The sequence below is a fragment of the Eubacterium sp. AF17-7 genome (assembly GCF_003461285.1).
Lineage (GTDB): Bacteria > Bacillota > Clostridia > Lachnospirales > Lachnospiraceae > Eubacterium_U > Eubacterium_U album.
In genome coordinates, this window is sequence record NZ_QTWU01000002.1 from 29,287 (window position 1) to 51,963 (window position 22,677).

Sequence of the window (22,677 nt, forward strand, 5' to 3'; positions counted from 1 at the left end):
AAAGTGTTCCTTTTAGGAACACTTTCTTTTTATTATAAAAACAAAAAATGGCTAAAATAATCATAGAAATAAATTTGAAATGAGATTTAATTAAAAAAATAAAAAGCATAAACAGAAAGTATTTTACAAATTTATAATAATAGAGTAAGGAGGAATCATGGAATTAATTAATGAAAGAAAGAAAATTATATTAGATTTAATGAATGATAAAAACTATGTTCCTATGAAAATAAAAGAATTAGCAATAATATTAAATGTAAAAAAGGAAGATAGAGGATTATTAGAAATAGTCTTAAATGAATTAATAAATGAAGGAAAGATATCTGTTTCAAAAAGAGGAAAGTATTCGATAGCAAAAGAAACATTAGTTACAGGTATATTTACTGCACATGAAAAAGGATACGGATTTGTTACTGTAGAGGGTGAAGAAGAGGATTATTTTATTCCGGCTGCGAATGTTAATAATGCTTTTCACCATGATACGGTTTTAGTTGCAGTATTACCTGAAGACAAAACTAAGAATGATGGAACAAGAAAAAGAAGAAAAGAAGGTAAAATTGTAAAAATCATATCCCATGAAATAACAGAAGTTGTTGGATTATTTGAAAAAAGCAAAAACTTTGGATATGTATTACCGGATAATCAAAAAATTGTAAAAGATATATATATTCCACTCAAAGCATCTATGGGGGCTGTTAACGGACATAAAGTAGTTGCCAAGATTACTGATTATGGAAAGGAAGGAAGAAAGCCGGAAGGAAAAATAGTTGAAATTATAGGTCATGTAAATGACCCGGGAGTAGATATTTTATCTATCGTTAAAGCTTATGATATACCTACAGAGTTTCCGGAAGATGTAATGGAACAGATAGAGAACATACCTGATTATGTAAGAGAAGAAGAAAAGAACGGAAGAAAAGATATTAGAAACTGGCAGACTGTAACAATAGATGGAGAAGATGCTAAAGATTTAGATGATGCTATCACAATCTCTAAGAAAAATGGAGTTTATACTTTAGGAGTTCATATTGCGGACGTAAGTAATTATGTTACGGAAAATTCTCCGTTAGATAAAGAAGCCAGAAAAAGAGCGACAAGCGTATATTTAGTAGATAGGGTAATTCCAATGCTTCCACATAAATTGTCTAATGGTATTTGCTCATTAAATCAGGGAGAAGACAGACTTGCACTTAGTTGTATTATGGAAATCGATGAAAATGGGAATATTATAAGTCATGAAATAGTGGAAACATTAATTAATGTAGACAGAAGAATGTCTTATACACAGGTAAGGGATGTACTTATAGGTGAAAAAGAGGCATGTGAAAAACATAAAGATTTCATTTCGATGTTTAAGTTAATGAAAGAATTGTCTGATATTTTGCGAAAGAAAAGATATGGAAGAGGAGCAATTAATTTTGAATTCCCTGAATGTAAAATTAAATTAGACGATAAAGGAAGAGTTATTTCCATTGAACCCTATGAGAGAAATTCAGCAACTAAAATTATAGAAGATTTTATGCTTATGGCAAATGAAACGGTTGCAGAAGAGTATTATTGGCAGGAACTCCCATTTGTATATAGAAATCATGATAAGCCGGATGTCGAGAAAATGACACAACTTGCTACATTTATAAATAACTTTGGATATCATATAAAGATGATGGGAGATGAAATTCATCCAAAAGAACTTCAGAAGTTATTAGAAAGTGTGGAAGGAACAAGTGAAGAAGCTTTGATAAGCAGAATTACTTTGCGTTCAATGAAGAGAGCAGAATATACTCCGGAATGTAAAGGACATTTTGGATTATCAGCAAAATATTACTGCCATTTTACATCTCCAATACGAAGATATCCTGATTTACAGATACACAGAATTATTAAAGAAAACATTCATGGAAAACTGAATGAAAAGTATATAAGACATTACAATACAATTTTGCCTGATATTACTAAAAATTGCAGTATAAATGAAAGACGTGCTGATGATGCGGAAAGAGATACTGAAAAATTAAAGAAAGTTGAATATATGAGAAGTTATATCGGAGAAGAATTTGAAGGAGTAATTTCAAGTGTTACCGGCTGGGGAATGTATGTTGAGTTGCCTAATACAATAGAGGGAATGGTTCACGTAAGCAATATGGAAGATGACCATTATATATATGATGAACCAACATATTCTCTTGTAGGTGAACATACAAAAAAGACATACAAATTAGGACAATCTGTAAAGGTAAGAGTTGTTCATACAGATAAGATGACAAAAACAATAGATTTTGTACTGGCATAATCAAATATATACAAATTTATAGTGAAATTAGTAATAAAATGATGTAAAATTGTATGGAAAAAGTTGTAAAGTTAATATGGAAAGGTGAAGATATGGCAAAGGCAGCGAATAGATTAATTGCAAATAATAAAAAGGCCCGCCATGACTATTTTATTGAAGATACTTATGAGACCGGAATTGTACTTCATGGTACTGAAGTTAAGTCTTTAAGGCAGGGAAAATGTAGCATTAAAGAGTCATTTATCCGTATTGAAGACGGAGAACTGATTATTTATGGAATGCACATAAGCCCATATGAAAAGGGAAATATCTTCAATAAAGATCCGCTTAGGCCAAAGAAATTAATGATGCATAAATATGAAATAAATAAACTTGTTGGTAAAATTAAAGAAAAAGGTTTGACATTAGTACCTTTGCAGGTTTATTTTAAAGGAAGTCTGGTAAAAGTGGAAATTGGTTTGGCAAGAGGTAAAAAATTATACGATAAGAGAGACGACATTGCAAAACGAGACCAGAAACGTGAGCATGAGCGTGAATTTAAAATACAGAATTTGTAAATGATGCATGACTATAAAAATAATCTGTAAGATATATTTTGGTACTGACAGCATAAAAATACAAAATTAATTTTAAAGGAGAAGAGATATGTTTGTAGAAGATATGGTACATTTAGGAAAAGTTCGTTCAGAAATAAGAGAAATATTTGAATATGGAAATAAACGTAAACAGGAAATTGGTGCAGAAAATGTATTTGATTTCAGTATTGGTAATCCAAGTGTTCCTGCTCCGGAAAGTGTAAAGAAAGCAATTATTGATATTGTTGAAAATGGCGATCCGGTAGCTACACATGGTTACACATCAGCACAGGGGGATGCCCATGTAAGAGATACAATTGCTAATTATATAAATAAAAAATTTGGAACAGATATAACAAAAGATAATATCTATATGACTTGTGGTGCAGCAGCATCTCTTACAATCGTATTGAATGCAATAATGGAAAAGGATGAAGAATGTATCGTATTTACGCCGTTCTTCCCTGAATATACTATTTTTATTAAGGAGTCAGGTGCTAAGGTTGTACAGGTTCCGGGAGAAGAAGGAACATTTCAGATTGACATGGAAAAATTTGAAGCAGCAGTAAATGAAAAGACTAAAGCAGTTATTGTTAATTCACCTAACAACCCGTCAGGTGTTGTGTATTCAGAAGAAACAATAGTTAAAATGTGTGATATCCTTAGAAAAAAAGAAAAAGAATATGGACATCCTATTTTCTTAATTACTGATGAACCATATCGTGAATTAGTATATGATGATATTGATGTACCATATATGATTAATTATTATGATAATACATTTGTATGTTATTCATACAGTAAAGCATTATCATTACCTGGAGAAAGAATTGGTTACATAGTTGTGTCAAACAAAATGGTTGACAGCAAGGATGCATATGCAGCTGTATGTGGAGCAGGAAGAGTATTAGGATATGTATGTGCACCAAGTTTATTCCAGAAGGTTATTGAAAGATGTATTGATGACACAGCAGATATTTCGATATATAAAACTAACAGAGATTTATTATATAACAGTCTTACGGAAATGGGATTTGAATGCGTATATCCCGATGGAGCTTTCTATTTATTTGTAAAAGCCATGGAAGATGATGCAAAGGCATTCTGTGAAAAGGCAAAAGAGCAGGAATTGTTACTTGTGCCTGCAGATAGTTTTGGAACGCCGGGATATGTAAGAGTATCATATTGTGTTCAGACTGAGCAGATTGAAAGAGCATTACCTGCATTTAAAAAGTTAGCAGATAGTTATAAGTAAAAATAAATCAATTAGTTATTATAGGAGTTGCAAATTTAATTGGCAACTCCTATAGTATGTAAGTAAAAGATAGTGATATATGATGTTGATGAAGAGTAGTATTACGAGAAATCATGTTATGTGACAAAGAATGCAACATTGCATACTTACATCATAATATTAAAAATTAGGAGGAAAAAAATGGGTCAGTATAGTTGCGAATTTTGTAGCAATTATGTATATGATGAAGAATATGAAGAATATGGATGCGTTGTAAGTATGGATGAAGATGATTATGCAAGACAGTTGCAGAATCCTACGGCAAGCTGTCCGTATTTTTCTTATGGTGATGAATACAGAATTGCAAGAAAGCAATAAGGTGATTTATGACAGAAAATGATTACAGAAAAATAAGTAACAAAATAAGAAAATATAAATATGGAGAGCAGATAGTAAGAAAACTTAATTTATTTTCAACATCTGTTGTTTATATTATTTATATTTTAGTTGTTGCGTTTATGATTATAACTAAGGAATGTGATGTTATAAGGATTGTTGCTGTCACGGCAGTTTCATTTATAGGTGTATCTTATTTTAGAAAAAAATTTGATTCACCGCGTCCTTATACGGTATATAATTATGAACCAATAATAAAAAAGGAAAAAGAAGGGAATTCATTTCCAAGCAGACACGTATTTTCAGCGTTTGTTATAGCAACTACATTCATATATGCTAACTTAGAATTAGGCATATGTTTATTTGTTATAAGTTGTATGATAGCTGTGCTGCGTGTTATCGGAGGTGTTCATTTTCCAAAGGATGTAATCGTAGGAGCGATTACAGGAAGTATATGTGGGGTTTTAGGAAGTCTGTTATTTATAGCTATTAGATAAAAGCAGATTATAATTATTTAAGGTTAAAAAATAAATTATACAGAATGAAAAGGTTAAAAACCTAATAAGGAGTAACTATGGAAAATAAAAGAGTTAAGGATATGACAAAGGGAAACCCGGCAAAATTACTTCTTCAGTTTACAATTCCTTTGTTGATAGGTAATGTATTTCAGCAACTTTACAATATGGTAGATTCTATTGTTGTAGGAAACTTTGTTGGTGAAAATGCTTTAGGAGCTATTGGTACAACTAATTCATTACAGTTCTTTTTCTTTTCGCTTGTTTTAGGATTATCAGTAGGAATTGGGATTGTAGTTTCACAATACTTTGGTTCATCAGATGAAGAAAACGTAAAGAATACAATAGGTAACGCAATATGGGCAATTTCGATTTGCTCAGTATTAATGTCGTTAGTAGGATTCTTCCTTGCAAGACCGGCACTTGTATTAATGAATACTGATCCGGCAATATTAGAAGATGCAGTTATATATTTAAAAGTTACTGCAATTGGTTTTATTTGTGTAGGAATGTATAATGGCGTATCAAGTATTTTAAGAGCGCTTGGTGATACAAAAACACCACTTACATTTTTAATTGTAGCAAGCTTGATAAATGTAGTATTAGATTTACTTTTTGTACTCCAATTTAAATGGGGTGTTGTTGGCGTTGCAGTAGCTACGGCATTTGCACAATTGATATCAGCAGTGGCATGTATTATATATGCCGTTAAATGTACAACATTTTTCAGACTTACAAAAGAAAACTTAAAGATAAAAAAAGCAATATTATATAAATGCTTACAGTTAGGAATTCCGGTAGCATTGCAAAATGCATTGATAGCTGTTTCTCTTATTGTTTTACAGGGAGTAGTAAATGGATTTGGTGCAACGTTTACAACGGCATTTACAGTTGTTGCAAGAATTGAACAGTTAGTTCAGCAGCCATTTATGTCATTAGGTTCAGCCATTTCTACATTTACAGGACAGAATATGGGAGCAGGAAATGTAAAGCGTGTAAAACAGGGATTTTTTTCTGGTACAATTATAAGTACAGTATTTGCATTGGCTGTATTACCAATATTCTGGGGATTTGCACCACAGATAATATCTATATTTGGAAAGAGTCCGGATGTAATTGCAATAGGTACTGTAGGTCTTAGGATAGATAGTTGCTTTTTGGTATTTTTGGGATTAATTTATACTACGCGTAATGTATTAAATGGAGCAGGAGATGCAATGTTCTCATTAATGACAGGAATAGTAGAAATGTGCGGAAGAATATTCCTTGCAAGACCACTTACGATGGTGCCTATGTTTGGAAGATATGGTGTATTTTTTGCAACAGGACTTACATGGTTCTTAAACGGAACAATAAGTTTAGTAAGATATAAACGTGGCAAATGGAAAAAATTAAATGTAATTTCAAAGATAAGTGAGAACTAACAATAAAACGAGGTGATGTATTTGGCAAAATTAATTGAAAATAAAGAAGAAATTGAAAAAGTTATTCTTGTGGCTGTATCATTAGATGATAGCAATGATGCGGATGAATCATTAGATGAGTTAGAAGAACTTGTAAACACTGCAGGTGCACAGGTAGTTGGAAGAACAATTCAAAATAGAGAGGCAGTTCATCCGGGAACTTATGTAGGTAAGGGAAAAGTCGAAGAATTAAAAGATTTGATATGGGAGACACAGGCAACAGCTATTGTGTGTGACGATGAGTTAACACCTGCTCAATATAAAAATTTAGAAGATGAACTTAACGTAAAAGTTATGGACAGAACCTTAATTATATTAGATATTTTTGCAGGCAGGGCAAAAACTGCAGAAGGAAAAATACAGGTAGAACTTGCTCAGCTTAGATACAGATCATCAAGACTTATTGGTATGAAAAATCTATCAAGACAGGGTGGTGGAATCGGAACAAGAGGTCCCGGAGAAAAGAAACTTGAAGTTGACAGAAGATTAATAAGGGACAGAATTTCTCAGTTAAAAGCAGAAGTTAAAGATATGGAAGCACATAGAAATGTTACACGAGCTAAGAGATCTCAGAATCCTGTGCCTGTAGCAGCAATTGTTGGATATACAAACGCAGGTAAATCTACATTATTAAATACTCTTACGGATGCAAAAGTTTTAGAGGAAGATAAGTTATTTGCTACGCTTGATCCTACAACAAGAAATTATAAACTTCCTGACGGACAGGAGATTTTGTTGACAGATACAGTTGGATTTATCCGAAAACTTCCACATCATTTAATAGATGCATTTAGAAGTACATTAGAGGAAGCAAAATATTCAGATATTATTATACATGTAATTGATAGTTCAAATCCACAGATGGATAAACATATACATGCTGTGTATGAAACATTAGAACAGTTAGACGTAAAAGATAAAATTATAATTACAGTATTTAACAAGCAGGATAGACTTGAAAATAAGCCTATTTTAAGAGATTTTAAGGCTGACTATATTGTTAATGCAGCAATAAAAAATAAAGTCGGTATTGAGGAATTAAATAATGCCATAAGTAAAGCTCTTAAATCAATGAGAGTTCATATTGAAAGGGTATTTTCTTATGCTGATGCCGGAAAGCCCGGTCTTATAAGAAAATATGGACAATTATTGAAAGAAGAATATAGAGATGATGGAATTTATGTTGAGGCATATGTTCCGTCAGAAATGATGGACAGACTATAAATTTACAAAGGAGACAATAAAATGGTAAAGAAAATTAAAAACAATGATTTTAGCGAAGTAGAAGCAAGTAAAATAGCGATAGTTAATTTTTCAGTTACAGGAAATGAATCATGCCAGATAATGGAACAGATAATTAATGAAACAGCTGATGAATATGCAGGAAAAGTTGATTTTTATAGAGCTAATATTGCAATAAATCAGGAATCACCTAAAAAATATGATGTTGAAAATATTCCGGCCGTAACAATGTTTATTAATGGTGAAAAAATTGCTACAAGAACAGGATTCCAGCCTAAAGAAATAATAGAAGCATGGATTGAAAGCAAATTATAATATTAAAAAATTAAATTCATTTGTGAAATATTAAAAAAGTTTATTTAATAGTGAAAGATAAAAATATGAGTTTATTTTAATAGTTAAAGGTTAAGTTGCTCATTATTAAAATAATAAAAAGATTAAAATAATAAAAAGATAGATTTTTGAATTAACGTATCGCTTATTAATCGTTTAATTAAATATGAAACGAAGCGATATGAAATTTCTAAATCTATCTTTTTTATTATTGAATTAAATTAATTACAATAGTGTTGATTTAAAAACTGATTCCAATTCCAACAGCTCCGGGACCGGTATGACATGCAATACTTGCAGATAAAGGTCCATAGAAAACTTTTGCATTTGGAAAAGCTTCTTTTACCATTCCAAGCCAGTTTTCAATTTCTTCTTCTGATAATCCGGCACCTGCGGCGCCAACTTTTAATTGAGACATATCATTATGTGAAAAACGACCGGCAATTTCGCTCTTTAAAGCTTCAAGCATCTTATCCTGACATTTTTTCATACTTCTTGCTTTTGCAAATGAATCAAGCTTTTCACCCTGTATTGTTAAGATAGGCTTAATATTAAGCATTGTTCCAATCATTGCAGCAGCAGGAGTGATACGGCCACCTTTCTTTAAAAATTCCAACGTATTAACTGAAATATATATACTTGAGTTATAAGCATCATCTTCTAAAGCCTTTTTAATTTCAGCACCTGATTTGCCTTCGTCAGCAAGTTCTTTTGCTGATAAAACAGATTCTCTCATTGTAACGGAAATTCTGTGGTTATCTGCTACAAATACTTTATCTTCATATTCAAGAGCAAGTCCCATAGCGGCAGAACATGAATTGCTTAATCCGCTTGACATAGGAATATATACAACCTGATCATAATCTCCACTTTCAAGGATAGAGTCCCACATATCCATTACTTCTCCGGGAGAAGGCTGAGATGTGGAAAGATTTTTACCACCGGTCAAAGCTTCATAGAATTCCTTCTCAGTTATATTTATACCTTCATAATAAACTTTATCATCAATAATTATCGGCATAGGAATGACAAAAATTCCTAAAGATTTTCCTTCTTCAGTTGTAATACCACTATTGGTATCAGTCATAATAGCTGTGCGCATTTGATTCTCCTTGTAAAATAAATTTATAATTTAACAATTTGTAAAATTATTTATTATATAGTCCAATTAGGCACTAGTTAAATTATTTTAACATTAAATACAGTGATTTTCAATATTAATAAATTATAAATCTCAATTAATTAAAGCCACATCTGATACAATAACAAATGAAAATAGTTATTTTTAATAAATATCAAGGTCAGATGTATAGTCAGAAATATAGGAATCTGACGAATCAAAATCTGAAGAGTCGTAGTCCGATATATCAAAGTCAGAAGTATTATAATCAGATGCATCAAAATTTGAAAAATCATAATCAGATGCATTATAGTTATTCTTTAAAGATGAATTATAACCTAAAATGCCAGATACTATATCTGAGTATGAAATATCAAGATTTGCTCTTGAAGCAAAATCATTAATAAATGATTCAATGTTAAAATTAGAAATATAGTTATCTAGCGCATTTGAGTCAGAAACATCGATAAATGTTGAATTAGTATCAGGAAAATCGATATCAGCTTTGTTTGTAGATTCCTGTTTAAGTGTTAATATACCACAACTGTTTTCTTTATCTAGGGCTTCAACTTTAACCAAACTGCTTAAAAGAGATGTTTTTACTGATAAATTCAATTTATAGTCTTCTAAATCTTTGTAAGTAGTAGTAAGAGTTATATCACCATTAAATGTTCCATCTAACAATTTAGAAACATCACCATTAGATACTGTTGCGTTTATTGTTACCTCTTCAGTTGGGAAAGTAATTACAAAATCTCCACTAAATTCAGTTAATGTAGATGAACCTTTTCCTTTAACTAAAAATACTACCTTATCGCCTTCTTTAATAGTTGACTCAATTCCTAAAGAAGTTGCTTTTATAGCACGTTTATATTCTATGGTGTATGTTTTATCAGCTGTAATAGTTATTGTACGTCCAATAATATTTCCTTTGTTATCAACATAAACAAACATATCTAATAAGTCTTCATATTTTGTAAATTCATCTTTTGATTCTTCAAGTTCCTGTATAAGTGAATCAATATCTTCATAATATGATTTAGAAGTGACATCATTTAAGTCTGAAGAAGAATCAATTGATTTAATGTAATCAATCATATCATCAATGATAGATTGTATATCTTTATCATCTTTAGCAGTTTCTAATATAGTATGAATAGAATCATAAAGTTCCTGACCACTCATTTTAACTGTAAGTCCTATACAATCCTGAGTTATACTATTTGCAGTTATAGTTGTTTTAGTTTTTTCTACATTACTAACTGAGTTGACAAAAAGATTTGAATATTTTTTTAATATAGATTCGAGTTTTTCGGGTTCAGGGTATAAATCAGAAAAAGAACCAAGTGATTTTAATGAATCAATATTAATATCATATTCTTCAGAGTTAAGATATGAAGAAAAATCTAAATAAGAGTCAGAAATTTCAGGAATCTGACCATATATTTTTGCATTGTCAAAATCAATAAAACCATTACCTGAAACAAGGTTAGCATCATTGATTTTTGCAGCTAGGGTAACAGCTTCTTTTGAATTGTCAAATGAAGATTTGTAAGTCAATTCTGCTGAATTAATCTGATTTAATTTAGAATTTATTTTTCCTAATTGATCTTTTAATTCGTCACTAAAATCTAAATGTATAGATGCAGTTGATGAGTATTTTTTTGAAGTTATTAATTTATAAGCAGTAGAGTAGGATTTAATACTGTTATCAATGTCATTGTTAATATTATTGTTTTCAACTCTGTGATAATAATCTTCAGGTTTAGCAAATTTTTCCTGAAAGATATTAGAAATAACGCTTCTTGAAGCGTAAACAGAACCACCAATTATGGTGACAAGTATAACTGCAATAATAATTACAGGTATAAATTTCTTTTTCTTTGGTTGTGTAGATGTTTCAAATTGGTTCATAAGCCCTCCATTTTTTGTTAATGTATTAATATAATATACATCATATAGATAATTTGTTACATCTAAACTATAAAAGATATTAAGAGTTATGTCAATATATGTTGAAAAATGAGAAAATAGAAGTTAAAATTTGAAATGAATTAAGTATAGCACGGAACAATCTGTTGGAATCAAAGTTTGGGGCTTTTGCTCCTGGCATCATTGTATTTAAATATGAATGATAGATAATTAATTAAAAAGTGGAATGAAAAAATGAACGGTTACAAAATATTAGAAAATAATCTTATAGATATAATAAAAGAAGAACAGGCAAAACTTGGATATCGAAAGGAAAAAATCAGGTTGTATTATCCTTTAAGTTCACTTAATAATATCTTTTCAAGTCAAGATAATGTTTATGAAATGGATGAAAGATTAAAAAAGCTGTCAGAATATACGAATGAAACATTAGGAGAAGTAATTGTATCAAATAAGGACGATAGATTTTGTTTCTATATAAATGAACAGGGTGCAGAATATGTACATGAAAATACTAAGGAAGATGAGTTCATTAAAAGATTAATTGAATTGGTTGGAAAGCATGAAACAAATATGCAGGATATAGAAAATTTGTTCCTTGAGAAATCATCGAAAGTACATATAGAAAAAATGGATGATAATGAATTCGATACACTTATATATTTTGAGGATGATAAAGATGATACTTATTATTACTGCTTTAAAGATGAAGGATTCCATATAATTTATCATAGATTTTTACCTGATGATTATAAGGATATGTATCAATAAAAATGAACTAAACTTAACATGAAAACTTCCCGTAAAATTTGATATTTTTTTATTATTGATATTTAATGAAGAAAAATATAGCAAATTTCACGGGAAGTTTTTGTGTTTAAGCATATTATATAGCGTAGAGTACAGATTATTATAAATAACACGACAACATAAATTGTTATATGAGTTCGTTAGCTAAAGCTTCGAGAGAAGCGATGTCTGTATCTTTTAAAGTTGATTTGATTGTTACCATATTTTCACAATAGGTTAAATCTTTCATTCCGTCTAGAATAGATTTCATAGACTTTCCAGCCATTGGAGCCCATGACCCGTTTTCAATGATTCCAATTTTACGCTTTTGATAATTCTTGTGAGCAAGTCTGTTAAGAAAATCTTCCATAGGTGGAAATACACCACCATCATATGTAGCAGCAGCTAAAACCAACTTATCATATCGAAAAGCATCTTCAATTGCTTCAGCCATATCATCTCTTGCTAAGTCAGTAAATGCAACTTTTTTGCAACCCTTTTCTTTTAAAATATCTGCGAGTTTTTCAGCAACCATTTTTGTATTACCATGAATTGATGCACAGGCGATAAGAACACCTTCATCTTCAGGTTCATAACTGCTCCATGTAAGATATTTTCCAATATAGTAATCTAAATTCGCATTAAGTATTGGACCATGCAATGGGCAAATGGTTTTTATGTCAAGAGTAGAAGCTTTTTTTAGTAATGTCTGAACGGGTGCACCGTATTTGCCGACAATATTAAAATAGTATCTTCTTGCTTCACAAGCCCAGTCTTCATCAGCAGATAAAGCACCAAATTTGCCGAATCCATCAGCAGAGAAAAGAATCTTTTCGCTTACTTCGTATTCAACCATAACCTCAGGCCAGTGAACCATTGGAGCCATAATAAATTTTAATTTATGAGAACCTAAATCAAGTTCATCTCCGTCTTTAACAACTAAACAAAGGTCAGAGAGATTTTCAATATCAAAAAACTGAGGCAACATAGCAAATGCTTTAGCACTAAGAACTAATTTGACATTAGGATATTTGTCTATAAGATTTTTTATATTAGAAGAATGGTCGGGTTCTAAATGTGAAATAATAAGATAATCGACGTTTCTTCCAGCTAATTGAGAGTTAAGATTAGAAAACCATTCATCAGTTTTTCTCGCATCGACAGTGTCCATAACAGCAGTTTTTTCATCAAGAATTAAATAAGAATTGTAAGAAACACCGTTAGGTACAATGTATTGACTTTCAAATAAATCAATATCAATATCATCAACTCCGATATATTTTATTGAATCTGAAATATAAGTGTTGTTCATTATAAATTCCTCCTGTATTGTATTGCTCCGTTTTTTTACGGTGGCTGTTAGTAGGAAACATTGGTAAAATATGAATTTTATAAATATTGTTTCCAAATATAAATATAGACATATTATAACACTTATAATATAGAATGAGAATACAAACACGCATCAAAAAAACGTCGTGTTTGTAATGGAATTATAATTTGTGTAATCAGTAATGCCGTGACCAATATTTGGATGAAAATTTGAATAAATGACATCACTTAAACAAATGACAAATAAAATTCCAAATATGATAGAAATATAACGTAGTCGTATTTTGGCAAGCATGTTGTCTAAAATAGGGGCAATAAAATATACGATTGCAAGCCCACCAATTCCAAACATAAGTAATCCTTCTGCACTAATTCTGCCTTGTAAATTTAAAAAGTAGCAGTGTTGTGTAAAATTAGAATTAAGTAAAAAAAATAAAATGTTTAGAAATTAGCACAAAAAATAATATCAATGGTTGTTCATTTGCAAAATAAATAGTAAAATACGTTGTGGAATAAAGGAAGAGTAACAATTTTTAAGAAGTAAGTTACTTTATTTTAATAAGTTAGAGGAGATAACAAATGCCGGTATTTGATTTTAGCAGCGCACCTGTAGATAAGAAAGAAGCAATATGTACATACACAACATTTCAATCGAACAATTCAGTTCCAACAGGTGATAAACCTATAATGGTGCTTGATAATAGTAAGAAGAAATGGAACCATCATTCAAGTGGAATTTTTACAAATCCATGTAAAAGAACTTCATTTGAATTTAACGAAGATGATGGTATTGTAAGTGCTGATATTTTAAAGATAGATTCAAGATTTGTAAGCTTGCTTAAATGGTTAGGAGAAAATCATATTAATGTTCGTCTTTCGGGAGAAAATAACGAAGAAGGTTATGCAGTATATAAGATTAGAGAAACTTTATCAGGTGGTGGTACAAAACTATCAGCAGAAGACGGATTCCTTCAGTTTATGATTGACAGATTGTTAGCAAGTAATGCACCTTCAGAAGAAGTCATTGATGATGATATGGATGAAGAAGGAGACAGCATGAAGCTTACAAGTATTCAAAGCATCACTGATTTTATGAATTGCGCCGGAAGAACATTACCTGATAATATCAGATTATGGGCAAGAAGAAATCTTGCAGTTGCACGCTCAAGCGAGGTATCTCAGGAGGAAAGACATCATGCACAAAGAGCACTTTCAATAATGATGAATATTCAATGGAAGAATAATTATTTTGAAGCAATTGATCCTGATGAAGCACGTAGAATATTAGATGAAGAGTTATATGGTATGGAACGTGTTAAACAGAGAATTATGGAAACAATAATTCAGATTAATCGTACACATACGCTTCCTGCATATGGACTTTTATTAGTAGGACCTGCCGGAACAGGAAAATCACAGATTGCATATGCAGTTGCAAGAATATTAAGACTTCCATGGACAACACTTGATATGAGCTCAATTAATGACCCTGAACAACTTACAGGAAGTTCACGTATATATTCAAATGCGAAACCGGGAATTATTATGGATGCATTTTCAATGGCAGGAGAGTCTAATCTTGTATTTATTATTAATGAGTTAGATAAGGCATCATCAGGAAAAGGAAATGGAAATCCTGCAGATGTATTGCTTACGCTTCTTGACAATTTAGGCTTCACAGACAATTACATGGAATGTATGATTCCTACAGTAGGTGTTTATCCTATTGCTACAGCAAATGAAAAGGATCAGATTAGTGCTCCATTAATGTCAAGATTTGCAGTTATAGATATTCCTGATTATACATCAGAAGAAAAGAAGATTATTTTTTCTAAATTTGCACTTCCAAAAGTATTGAAACGTATGAGTCTTAAGGAAAATGAATGCATTATGACAGATGAAGCATTAGATGAAGTTATTGAAATTTATAAGAATACAAGTGGTATAAGAGATTTAGAGCAGGCAGCAGAACATATAGCTGCAAACGCTTTATATCAGATAGAAGTAAATGACGTGGATTCAGTTGAATTTAACGCAAAGATGATAAGAGAATTGCTTGTATAAATTTAAGTGGGCATTCTATGAATGCCGCGAGCTTAAGGATTGCAGAGCAATCATTAAGAAATGTATGCATGAATGAATGGCATTCCCAGAGTTGTTTGGGGATGCCTTTTTTCTGACAATTAGGAAGAAGGTCTATGAAGAGGCAAGGAAAAGTCATCCGAAGCGATGGCAAAAAAAAGACTGGAGTTTTTTAGAAGAAGAATGGTTAAATCAAAAACAAAAAAAAAACAAAAAATGAGGTAAAAGCCTCATAAATTAAAAAGAAAGGAAAACGGGGTGAGTGACAACTACCCAAAAAAATTCCGTGACGAAAAACAATAGAATTGGTAAGTAATTGCTCATAGGAAAATGAAGATAAAATAAGAAATGAAAGCAGTCAAAGGTGAAATTTTGGCTGTTTCTTTTTATGTAGTGCATTTCAGATTTCTGTATAGAAACCATCCGGAAATCCAATAGCGGAAAATCCATTGTTGTATGGTTTAACCGTATGGTTGTTAAAGTTTATTAGTAGTGGAAATTGGAAAATCATATGGAATCCGTGCGGAAAATTTATAGTGGAAAATTTATAGTGGAAAATTTATAGTGGAAAATTTATTCCTATATGGATATCACTATATTTCCGTATGGAGCAGGGGTATTAGGGGCTGTTCCCCTAGCAAGAGGCACTTTTCTTTACAAAGTGCGTATCTTGCCAAGGACAGTAAGGGGAAAAATGGGTAATTTTTGAAAAATTTTATTAAAGCGAAAAACTGGGAAATGAAGATGCAAGATTGGTAAAATTAGGGTGTGAATGTATTGATGCGTATGGTAGAATTGAAGCAGTGGATATGGAATGGTTTGAATTACCTATCATTTCTTGAGAATGGAAAGAATTAGTTTGTTACATGAATATCCAAGCAAGGAGGTATTTTTTATGAATTTCAAAGTGTGCAAACTCACAAAAGATATGTCAGATGATTACATTGACTATTTTGAGCATAGAGCATTTTCTGATGGAAACATTCAAAAAGGCTGTTATTGCGTCTGGCATCATTGGACGGATAAGCATGAGCAGGAGCGGAGTCTAATGCCGGAGAATGAAAGACCGTATCGTAAAAGAGATTATGCAAAAGAATTGATAGAAAATGGTATCTTGAATGGCTTTGTAGCCGTCTATGATAATCAAATTGTTGGATTTTGTAATGCAGACACAAAAGATAATTATTTTCGATTAAGCAGGGAAACGGATCCATATAGTTGGAATGGTGTTGATGAAAGGGATAAAATACTTTCTATTGTATGCTTTACCGTTGAGCCAGATATGCGTAGGATAGGAATTGCAAAAGCACTGCTGGATTGTGCCTGTCAGTATGCAAAGAAAAATGGATACGATTATATTGAAGGGTATCCGTCACGAGGAGAGTTTTCTATAAACGATTGTGGTGGTTCTGAATCAATGTATGTAAATAAGGGATTTGATATTATTGAAATTCCTAATGCTTTGATTGCAAGAAAGAAAATACAAAAATAAAAGATTTTATTATCGGGAGGATATTTATATGGAATGGGGTAAAAAAGTTATTGAGAAAGCATTAGAATATGCTAACTACGAATGGATTGCAACAGAAAAGAATTTAAAGCATGGGACAGATTCTAATGGTGTAGAAGTAGATACACCGGATACCACTTGGAAAGGTAAAATTTTGAACTGTGGTTGGTGGAAACCGAATCAAAAAAATATAGGTGTGGCATACGGATGGGGATTAGCTTCTACTATAGAGGAGTTTAAAAAAGGAATTTCCGAAGGAAAATATGTTGGAAATGTACCGGAAGATAAATCAAGAGACGTAAGCTACGATTGTGTAGGAGTAGATTGCTCTGGCTTGTTGACTGTGTGTTGGGAGTTGCCTAAAAAAATATCTACGAGAATTATTCCTGATTACGCAAATGTAATTGAAAGCATTGATGAAATTCAGCAGGGAGATGTATTAGCTAAAATAGGAAGTCATGTTATGTTTTTCAAAGAGTTTGTGGATGATGAGAAAAAAGAAATAATTATTATAGATGCTACAAGAAGTACAGGGAAGGTATCTGTGAGAAAAGAAAATGTAGTCGAATTATTTTGCAAGGGGTATAAGATATATCGGAAGAAATAGATTAAACAATAAATGATGTTGAAAAACAAAAAATATCACTTTGAAAAATGCAGGAGACGAATGATGGAAAATAATTTTTTGGAGCAATATTATAATTTATATGATGAAGATGGAAGATTGTCATCAAAGCATGGTAAGGTTGAATTCATTACTACGATGAAATACATACATGATTATGTAAAGCCGGGAGCAAAAGTTCTTGAGGTTGGAGCGGGAACCGGAAGATATTCTATTGCATTGTCACGTGAAGGCTATCAGGTGCAGGCAATGGAATTAATAGAACATAATATTGAAGTTTTCAAATCTAAGTTGACGGATAATGAACATATAGATATCAAACAGGGAAATGCCTTAGACTTATCAGTCTATGACAATAATTACTTTGATGCGATACTTATTTTGGGCCCAATGTATCATTTATACAACGAAGAAGATAAAGTACAAGTATTGAACGAAGCAAAAAGGATTTTGAAGAAGGATGGATATATTTTCGTGGCTTACTGCATGAATGAACCAACGATAATCCAATGGGCATTTGCTGACGATGGCAATAATATGCTGGAGAGTTTGTCAAATAATATGTTGACGGACGATTTTGCTTGTATTTCCAAACCAGCTGATTTATTTGAATTAGTTAGAGTAGAAGATATTGAAAGACTAAGTGAAAAATGTGAATTAACTAGAATTAAGTTTATTGGAACAGATATGTTTTCGAACTATATCAAAGAGCGGATTGAGGAATGGTCCGATGAAGTATATGAGATCTATTTAAAATACCATTTTTCTATATGCGAAAGAAGTGATGTGATAGGGTTAAGTAATCATACGTTAGATATTTTAGTGAAGTAAATGCGAAATTGAAAGGAAAATCATGAAGAAATTAATAGTGCTAAGTTCTGCATGTGGTGTTGGAAAATCCACAATAAAAGAGAAACTCAATAAGAAAAAATTATTAGAAAATTATGCCTGTATTGACACCGATGAAGTTGGCATTAATTGGTGGGATTATGCAGGAACGGAAAATGAAGCAAAGTTCAGTGATGATTGTATTGCCGAGGCAGTAAGAATGTCAGGCGAGAAAAATCTGCTTTTTGTAACTTGTATGAATCCCTATGATTTCTATGGAAAGGTTCATATTCCATCGGAAATAGCATCTACGTTCTTTATTGGGATGACCTGTTCTGATGATGAAATTACGAGACGGTTAAAAGCCAGACCGGCAGAGAGAATGTGCGGAAGTGATGAGTTTATCACAGGGCAGATTCAGTATAATAATTGGTTTAAAGAAAATGCGGGAAAATTTCAGTTTTACATAGATAATACATATTTGACGATTGATGAAACTGTGGAAGAGATTGCAAGATTTGCCAGAAGGATTTGAATTCTTCCCGTTTACATGTGGATATTTGAAAAGGAAAATTTAACATATAATGGGAGAAATAATAAATCAATGAAATAAAGATTGAAGATTATATCTGTGAAAAATTGTCTTTAGATGAACAAAAAATCGCCCTAGACTTTGTTGATTATTTGGAAAAAGAAAAATTTATATTTGTTAAGGACAATGGCTATTGGAAAGATAAAATTTATTATTTGATAAAATATAAGAATGAAGGTATCTGTTTTATTTTAATAAAAGATCCAGAAGAACCGGAAAATCATTGGACTGTATGGTCAGATGATATGGATTCAAAATGGTTGAAAGAAATTTCTGAGGATGAAGAAATTAAGGAACTTGCCTGGAAACATGTAGATTTATGTGGAAATTGCGGTTCGTGTAGTGGTGGTACACGGAAAGTGATTTTTTGAAAAGAGTTTGAAAAAGTTTGCGGATGTACTTTTAGAATTGACAATCCTAATTCAGAGGATTTGAAGTTTATGAAAATTATGGTACAAATAAGGAAAAAGGAAATTGCGAAATGAAATATGTCATTCGGGAGGCGACGAACAAAGATACGGAATTTATTTGCAGAATCAATAAATATACAATGGGATATGACTATCCAGAAGAAAAGACACAATATTAATTAAAGAAAGTTTTGTGTGATGGTAACCCAAAAATTTTTGTGGCTGAAATAGAACATTTAGTGGTTGGTTATGTTCATGCAACAAAGTATGATTTATTGTACGCAAATTCAATGGTAAACACTATGGGATTGGCAGTGTTAGAGGAATATAGACACAATGGAATTGCAACAAAACTGATGGATTCGGTTGAAGAATGGGCGAAGAATATTGGTGCAGATGCTATCAGGCTTACATCTGGAAAAGAACAAGAAGAATTACACAAGTTTTATAGTAGTATTGGTTTTGAAAAGAAGAAGGAGCAGATAAATTTTGCAAAAAAGTTGAGATTGGAGTAGGTTATTTGAAAACATTATATGTAGGATTTAAAGGTATTCATAATTCTTCTAACAAATTAGTTCAGAATCTTCAAGGAGAAAAATATTTTCTGACAAACTCCTTTGAGGGATTAAAAAGGGATATTGAAAATCTGGTGGGAGAATATGAACAGGTTTATATGTTTGGATTGGATAAAGCATTAAAGGATTCGGTTCGTATAGAAAAATGTGCAGAGAAAGAAGGAGAACGACTTTATACGCAAATGCAGTTACATGGAATAGAAGAAAGTTTGAAAAATAATGCAATCCTATACAGTGTATCGCACAATCCGACGCATTATTTATGTAATGAAGCCTACTTTTATATGTTCAAAAAGATGAATGGACATGTAGTCTTTGTCCATATTCCATCAACAAAAAATCTTACAGAAGAGATGTTACAAAAGTTAGTTTTAGTTTTTGAACAAAAAGGATGATTTTAATATGAGAGATTTTATCTTTATTATAGGAGCCAGTGGTATTGGAAAAACAACACTAGCAAAGAAATTATATGAACATTATAAGGGAGCGTATGTTGAAATGAGTATGATTCCAGAGTTCGGAGTGCCTGAAGGTGTTGATGAGGGTTTGTTTGAAGAGCGGGTTTGTTGGGAGTCCAGTGTGGCTCAAGTGAAGAAGTTCTGGGAACTTGGCATAAGAAATATTGTTGCCCTAGACTTTGACGATTTAAGAACAAGAGATATTCCAGAGGTGTTCAAAGGATTTAATTATATTACGATAAAACTTGTTTGCAGTGATTATAGACAAAATTATGAACAGATGAAAAATAGAGGAAATGGACTTATAGATTTTGAATTGTTAGAGAAAATGAGTCAAAAAATTAATGCAAGAAAATGCTTGGTGAATGAGTTTGAACTGGATATTGCAGAAAAAACAGTTGAGCAGGTTTTCATAGAAGCGTTAGAGATAATTGAACATAAGGCAATAAAAATGGAGTATGACTATGTAAAACCTAAAAAAGAATTGTTTTATTCTTGGGTTTTCAGTAATGGTTTACGGTAAAAGGATTTGAGGATGAAAATAATTAAGTATGAAGAAAAATATCGTGACGATATGATTTTTATGATATTAGAAGCGAAAAATGCATTAGGACGAGTTCCGGGATTGAATGAGGATTTGTTGGATAGTGAGCAGCATAATGACCGCAAAGATATTGTGGAGGAGTACAAAGCAAATCGAATTGATTATACAGATGTTCCAGAGGAAGAAAATCCCTTCTCTCAACTACCATATGTGTATAAGGCTTTGGACTTTATGAAAATCAAACACACAGAGGTCATTGGGTATGAAACGGATGATGTGATTGCCAGTTATGTGATAAGATATAGTAGAAAAATTTCCTGTCTGATTTCATCTTGAGACAGTGATTATTTTCAGTTAATCAATGAGTCAGTGAATGTTCTGCGTTACAGAGGAAAGAAAACAATGTTGTGTGATGTAGATTTTATTCAAAATAAATTTGGAATTGCACCAGAAGTCTATGAAGATTTTAAATCGTTAATTTGTTAGTGGATATGCAATAGCATATGAAGATATTATACAGTATATTATGACTATTATCCCACAGGAAGAAGTGATAGTTGAATCTACAAGAAAGTCTGTTCTGAGTTTCCCAGAAATTGCGATTCGTGAATTGTTGGCAAATACGATGATACACCAGTCACTGGAACAGAGGGGAACCAATCCTATGGTTGAGATTTTTAGTGACAGAATTGAATTCTCTAATGCAGGTTCGCCATTGGTGTCTATTGAGCGTATTGTTGATACTGTTCCGGTATCGAGAAATGAGAATATGGCAGGGTTTATGCATAAATGTGGTATTTGCGAAGAACGTGGAAGTGGATTTGACAAAATCGTTGCGGCTACAAGTCATAACGAGATGCTGGCACCGAGAATAGAAAATCAAAATAATCAATTTACAAAAGTTGTCCTATTTGCAAAGGTTCCGTTTAATATTACTACAAAAGAAGATAGAATTAGGACATGCTATATGCAGGCATGCTTAGCATATGTCAATTTTTCAGCAATTAGTAATGCAGATATAAGGGAAATTTTTGGACTTTCTGATAAAGATAAAGTGAAAATATCAAGAGTTATTAAGGATACTATTGAAAAAGGTCTGATTAAGCCATTAGATCCTAATACGGCACCGAGATATATGAAATATATACCTCATTGGGCGTAATTTAAGTTTCATTAAGTTTCGCTAAGTTGCAAAAAATACTTAAATCGTGAAATGGGAACGTGAAAAGGGCTTAAAATAGGGGGAAATATAAAATATTGAAAAGAATTTAAGTTTCTGTAAGTTTCAGAAAAGCAAATGTCCTCACCACTTATTTTTCAAGAGATACGAAAATTGCAGAGTTTTGTAAGGCATATAAGTATATCAAGGAGTTTGGAGAAGGTGTTGATCGTATGTATCGGAAATTGGAAAAAGAAGGATTGCTAGTATCAGAATTTTAGCAGAAGGATTTTATGTTTTACATGACGGTAAAAAATAAGAGTGTTGTTTTAAATGACAAAAAAGTGCCTGTTGGAATAGAAAAAGTGTTAAACGATACTATAAAAGTGTCAAATACTCAGCAAAAAGTGTTATTTGGTAAACTAATTCCGTATTAGAAAATTCTGCAACAACACGAATTATGAAAAATAATATTGTGAAGTTGTTTGAAGTATTAGATGAAAATCAAGTCTTTGGACGGAGGAAGTTATGGAGATTCTAGATTATGAAATCAGTAATGCAGGAAAAGTGATGATGAAAGAATTTCAAATAATCTAGCTAGTTAAAGGAAAGGGATATATATTTTTACATTTTGCAAAAAGAAAATGTAATCCAAACTTATCAAAAATAAGTT

Annotated in this window: 25 protein-coding genes; 22 read left to right on the forward strand and 3 right to left on the reverse strand. The window is 31.6% G+C overall.

Translation table 11 applies throughout. The features are described 5' to 3' along the window. The first annotated feature begins 157 nt into the window (after positions 1-157). The 8 genes from rnr (at position 158) to DWW96_RS03455 (ending at position 8,030) form a co-directional block, all read left to right on the forward strand. Entirely contained in the window at positions 158-2,290 is a 2,133-nt protein-coding gene (gene rnr / locus DWW96_RS03425; protein WP_022089295.1) for a ribonuclease R, read from the forward strand. A gap of 92 nt (positions 2,291-2,382) precedes the next feature. Beyond that, on the forward strand, positions 2,383-2,847 hold the full coding sequence (smpB, locus tag DWW96_RS03430; RefSeq protein ID WP_117909504.1) for an SsrA-binding protein SmpB: 465 nt from the start codon (positions 2,383-2,385) through the stop codon (positions 2,845-2,847). Positions 2,848-2,935: 88 nt separating this feature from the next. Beyond that, positions 2,936-4,120, forward strand: coding sequence for a pyridoxal phosphate-dependent aminotransferase (locus DWW96_RS03435; RefSeq protein WP_117909093.1), 1,185 nt, complete (start codon positions 2,936-2,938; stop codon positions 4,118-4,120). Between the two features lie 180 nt (positions 4,121-4,300). Beyond that, positions 4,301-4,477: a DUF6472 family protein gene (locus DWW96_RS14200; protein WP_022089298.1), complete on the forward strand. Its 177-nt coding sequence runs from the start codon at positions 4,301-4,303 to the stop codon at positions 4,475-4,477. A gap of 8 nt (positions 4,478-4,485) precedes the next feature. Then, the gene (locus tag DWW96_RS03440; protein WP_117909095.1) at positions 4,486-4,992 is read left to right on the forward strand and encodes a phosphatase PAP2 family protein; all 507 of its coding nucleotides are present in this window, start codon (positions 4,486-4,488) and stop codon (positions 4,990-4,992) included. Positions 4,993-5,069: 77 nt separating this feature from the next. After that, positions 5,070-6,434: an MATE family efflux transporter gene (locus tag DWW96_RS03445; RefSeq protein WP_243003010.1), complete on the forward strand. Its 1,365-nt coding sequence runs from the start codon at positions 5,070-5,072 to the stop codon at positions 6,432-6,434. Positions 6,435-6,455: 21 nt separating this feature from the next. After that, positions 6,456-7,697 (forward strand): GTPase HflX, encoded by a 1,242-nt coding sequence (gene hflX, locus DWW96_RS03450; RefSeq protein ID WP_243003011.1) that lies wholly within the window; start codon positions 6,456-6,458, stop codon positions 7,695-7,697. 21 nt (positions 7,698-7,718) lie between these two features. Then, the gene (locus tag DWW96_RS03455; protein WP_117909099.1) at positions 7,719-8,030 is read left to right on the forward strand and encodes a thioredoxin family protein; all 312 of its coding nucleotides are present in this window, start codon (positions 7,719-7,721) and stop codon (positions 8,028-8,030) included. 259 nt (positions 8,031-8,289) lie between these two features. Here DWW96_RS03455 and DWW96_RS03460 read toward each other — a convergent pair whose 3' ends face one another. Next, positions 8,290-9,150: a DegV family protein gene (locus DWW96_RS03460; protein ID WP_117909101.1), complete on the reverse strand. Its 861-nt coding sequence runs from the start codon at positions 9,148-9,150 to the stop codon at positions 8,290-8,292. A gap of 183 nt (positions 9,151-9,333) precedes the next feature. Then, a complete protein-coding gene (locus DWW96_RS03465) occupies positions 9,334-11,082 on the reverse strand; it encodes a hypothetical protein (RefSeq protein ID WP_117909103.1) in 1,749 nt (582 codons plus the stop codon). 252 nt (positions 11,083-11,334) lie between these two features. On the opposite strand from DWW96_RS03465, the gene DWW96_RS03470 reads away from it, so the two are divergent. Continuing rightward, positions 11,335-11,871 (forward strand): DUF3877 family protein, encoded by a 537-nt coding sequence (locus DWW96_RS03470; protein ID WP_117909105.1) that lies wholly within the window; start codon positions 11,335-11,337, stop codon positions 11,869-11,871. A gap of 166 nt (positions 11,872-12,037) precedes the next feature. Here the strand turns inward: DWW96_RS03470 and DWW96_RS03475 are convergent, their stop codons facing one another. Further along, positions 12,038-13,201 (reverse strand): MBL fold metallo-hydrolase, encoded by a 1,164-nt coding sequence (locus tag DWW96_RS03475; protein WP_117909107.1) that lies wholly within the window; start codon positions 13,199-13,201, stop codon positions 12,038-12,040. 599 nt (positions 13,202-13,800) lie between these two features. On the opposite strand from DWW96_RS03475, the gene DWW96_RS03485 reads away from it, so the two are divergent. From DWW96_RS03485 to DWW96_RS13950, 13 genes are all read left to right on the forward strand, one after another. Continuing rightward, positions 13,801-15,285 carry an AAA family ATPase gene (locus DWW96_RS03485; RefSeq protein WP_117909111.1) on the forward strand — a complete coding sequence of 495 codons (1,485 nt, stop codon included), beginning with the start codon at positions 13,801-13,803 and terminating at the stop codon, positions 15,283-15,285. A gap of 76 nt (positions 15,286-15,361) precedes the next feature. Then, entirely contained in the window at positions 15,362-15,523 is a 162-nt protein-coding gene (locus DWW96_RS13945; protein WP_158562641.1) for a hypothetical protein, read from the forward strand. Between the two features lie 675 nt (positions 15,524-16,198). Beyond that, positions 16,199-16,795: a GNAT family N-acetyltransferase gene (locus DWW96_RS03490; protein ID WP_243003012.1), complete on the forward strand. Its 597-nt coding sequence runs from the start codon at positions 16,199-16,201 to the stop codon at positions 16,793-16,795. A 28-nt stretch (positions 16,796-16,823) separates the two neighbouring features. Continuing rightward, positions 16,824-17,420 (forward strand): hypothetical protein, encoded by a 597-nt coding sequence (locus DWW96_RS03495; RefSeq protein ID WP_022089309.1) that lies wholly within the window; start codon positions 16,824-16,826, stop codon positions 17,418-17,420. A 63-nt stretch (positions 17,421-17,483) separates the two neighbouring features. After that, a complete protein-coding gene (locus DWW96_RS03500) occupies positions 17,484-18,269 on the forward strand; it encodes a class I SAM-dependent methyltransferase (protein ID WP_117909115.1) in 786 nt (261 codons plus the stop codon). A 22-nt stretch (positions 18,270-18,291) separates the two neighbouring features. Next, entirely contained in the window at positions 18,292-18,801 is a 510-nt protein-coding gene (locus tag DWW96_RS03505) for a hypothetical protein (RefSeq protein ID WP_117909117.1), read from the forward strand. A 104-nt stretch (positions 18,802-18,905) separates the two neighbouring features. Next, positions 18,906-19,229 (forward strand): hypothetical protein, encoded by a 324-nt coding sequence (locus DWW96_RS03510; protein WP_117909119.1) that lies wholly within the window; start codon positions 18,906-18,908, stop codon positions 19,227-19,229. Between the two features lie 230 nt (positions 19,230-19,459). Next, complete coding sequence (locus DWW96_RS03515) at positions 19,460-19,783, forward strand: GNAT family N-acetyltransferase (RefSeq protein ID WP_117909121.1); 324 nt, start codon at positions 19,460-19,462, stop codon at positions 19,781-19,783. A 5-nt stretch (positions 19,784-19,788) separates the two neighbouring features. Beyond that, positions 19,789-20,238, forward strand: coding sequence for a hypothetical protein (locus DWW96_RS03520; protein WP_117909123.1), 450 nt, complete (start codon positions 19,789-19,791; stop codon positions 20,236-20,238). Between the two features lie 7 nt (positions 20,239-20,245). Continuing rightward, complete coding sequence (locus tag DWW96_RS03525) at positions 20,246-20,824, forward strand: hypothetical protein (RefSeq protein WP_117909125.1); 579 nt, start codon at positions 20,246-20,248, stop codon at positions 20,822-20,824. A 12-nt stretch (positions 20,825-20,836) separates the two neighbouring features. Then, positions 20,837-21,181 (forward strand): hypothetical protein, encoded by a 345-nt coding sequence (locus DWW96_RS03530; RefSeq protein ID WP_117909126.1) that lies wholly within the window; start codon positions 20,837-20,839, stop codon positions 21,179-21,181. Between the two features lie 190 nt (positions 21,182-21,371). Next, a complete protein-coding gene (locus tag DWW96_RS03535) occupies positions 21,372-22,007 on the forward strand; it encodes an ATP-binding protein (RefSeq protein ID WP_117909129.1) in 636 nt (211 codons plus the stop codon). A 290-nt stretch (positions 22,008-22,297) separates the two neighbouring features. Then, the gene (locus DWW96_RS13950; protein WP_158562643.1) at positions 22,298-22,441 is read left to right on the forward strand and encodes a hypothetical protein; all 144 of its coding nucleotides are present in this window, start codon (positions 22,298-22,300) and stop codon (positions 22,439-22,441) included. Positions 22,442-22,677: the final 236 nt, after the last annotated feature.

Excerpts from the sequence above, each read along its gene's own strand:
- DWW96_RS03530 (WP_117909126.1), top strand. The coding sequence starts at position 20,837 with ATGAAAATAATTAAGTATGAAGAAAAATATCGTGACGATATGATTTTT.
- DWW96_RS03525 (WP_117909125.1), top strand. The coding sequence starts at position 20,246 with ATGAGAGATTTTATCTTTATTATAGGAGCCAGTGGTATTGGAAAAACA.
- DWW96_RS03455 (WP_117909099.1), top strand. The coding sequence starts at position 7,719 with ATGGTAAAGAAAATTAAAAACAATGATTTTAGCGAAGTAGAAGCAAGT.
- DWW96_RS03475 (WP_117909107.1), bottom strand. The coding sequence starts at position 13,201 with ATGAACAACACTTATATTTCAGATTCAATAAAATATATCGGAGTTGAT.
- DWW96_RS03465 (WP_117909103.1), bottom strand. The coding sequence starts at position 11,082 with ATGAACCAATTTGAAACATCTACACAACCAAAGAAAAAGAAATTTATA.
- DWW96_RS03535 (WP_117909129.1), top strand. The coding sequence starts at position 21,372 with ATGACTATTATCCCACAGGAAGAAGTGATAGTTGAATCTACAAGAAAG.
- DWW96_RS03500 (WP_117909115.1), top strand. The coding sequence starts at position 17,484 with ATGGAAAATAATTTTTTGGAGCAATATTATAATTTATATGATGAAGAT.
- DWW96_RS03460 (WP_117909101.1), bottom strand. The coding sequence starts at position 9,150 with ATGCGCACAGCTATTATGACTGATACCAATAGTGGTATTACAACTGAA.
- DWW96_RS03490 (WP_243003012.1), top strand. The coding sequence starts at position 16,199 with ATGAATTTCAAAGTGTGCAAACTCACAAAAGATATGTCAGATGATTAC.
- DWW96_RS03485 (WP_117909111.1), top strand. The coding sequence starts at position 13,801 with ATGCCGGTATTTGATTTTAGCAGCGCACCTGTAGATAAGAAAGAAGCA.
- DWW96_RS03445 (WP_243003010.1), top strand. The coding sequence starts at position 5,070 with ATGGAAAATAAAAGAGTTAAGGATATGACAAAGGGAAACCCGGCAAAA.
- DWW96_RS14200 (WP_022089298.1), top strand. The coding sequence starts at position 4,301 with ATGGGTCAGTATAGTTGCGAATTTTGTAGCAATTATGTATATGATGAA.
- smpB (WP_117909504.1), top strand. The coding sequence starts at position 2,383 with ATGGCAAAGGCAGCGAATAGATTAATTGCAAATAATAAAAAGGCCCGC.
- DWW96_RS03505 (WP_117909117.1), top strand. The coding sequence starts at position 18,292 with ATGAAGAAATTAATAGTGCTAAGTTCTGCATGTGGTGTTGGAAAATCC.
- DWW96_RS13950 (WP_158562643.1), top strand. The coding sequence starts at position 22,298 with ATGTTTTACATGACGGTAAAAAATAAGAGTGTTGTTTTAAATGACAAA.
- rnr (WP_022089295.1), top strand. The coding sequence starts at position 158 with ATGGAATTAATTAATGAAAGAAAGAAAATTATATTAGATTTAATGAAT.
- DWW96_RS03440 (WP_117909095.1), top strand. The coding sequence starts at position 4,486 with ATGACAGAAAATGATTACAGAAAAATAAGTAACAAAATAAGAAAATAT.
- DWW96_RS03495 (WP_022089309.1), top strand. The coding sequence starts at position 16,824 with ATGGAATGGGGTAAAAAAGTTATTGAGAAAGCATTAGAATATGCTAAC.
- DWW96_RS03435 (WP_117909093.1), top strand. The coding sequence starts at position 2,936 with ATGTTTGTAGAAGATATGGTACATTTAGGAAAAGTTCGTTCAGAAATA.
- DWW96_RS03470 (WP_117909105.1), top strand. The coding sequence starts at position 11,335 with ATGAACGGTTACAAAATATTAGAAAATAATCTTATAGATATAATAAAA.
- DWW96_RS13945 (WP_158562641.1), top strand. The coding sequence starts at position 15,362 with ATGGCATTCCCAGAGTTGTTTGGGGATGCCTTTTTTCTGACAATTAGG.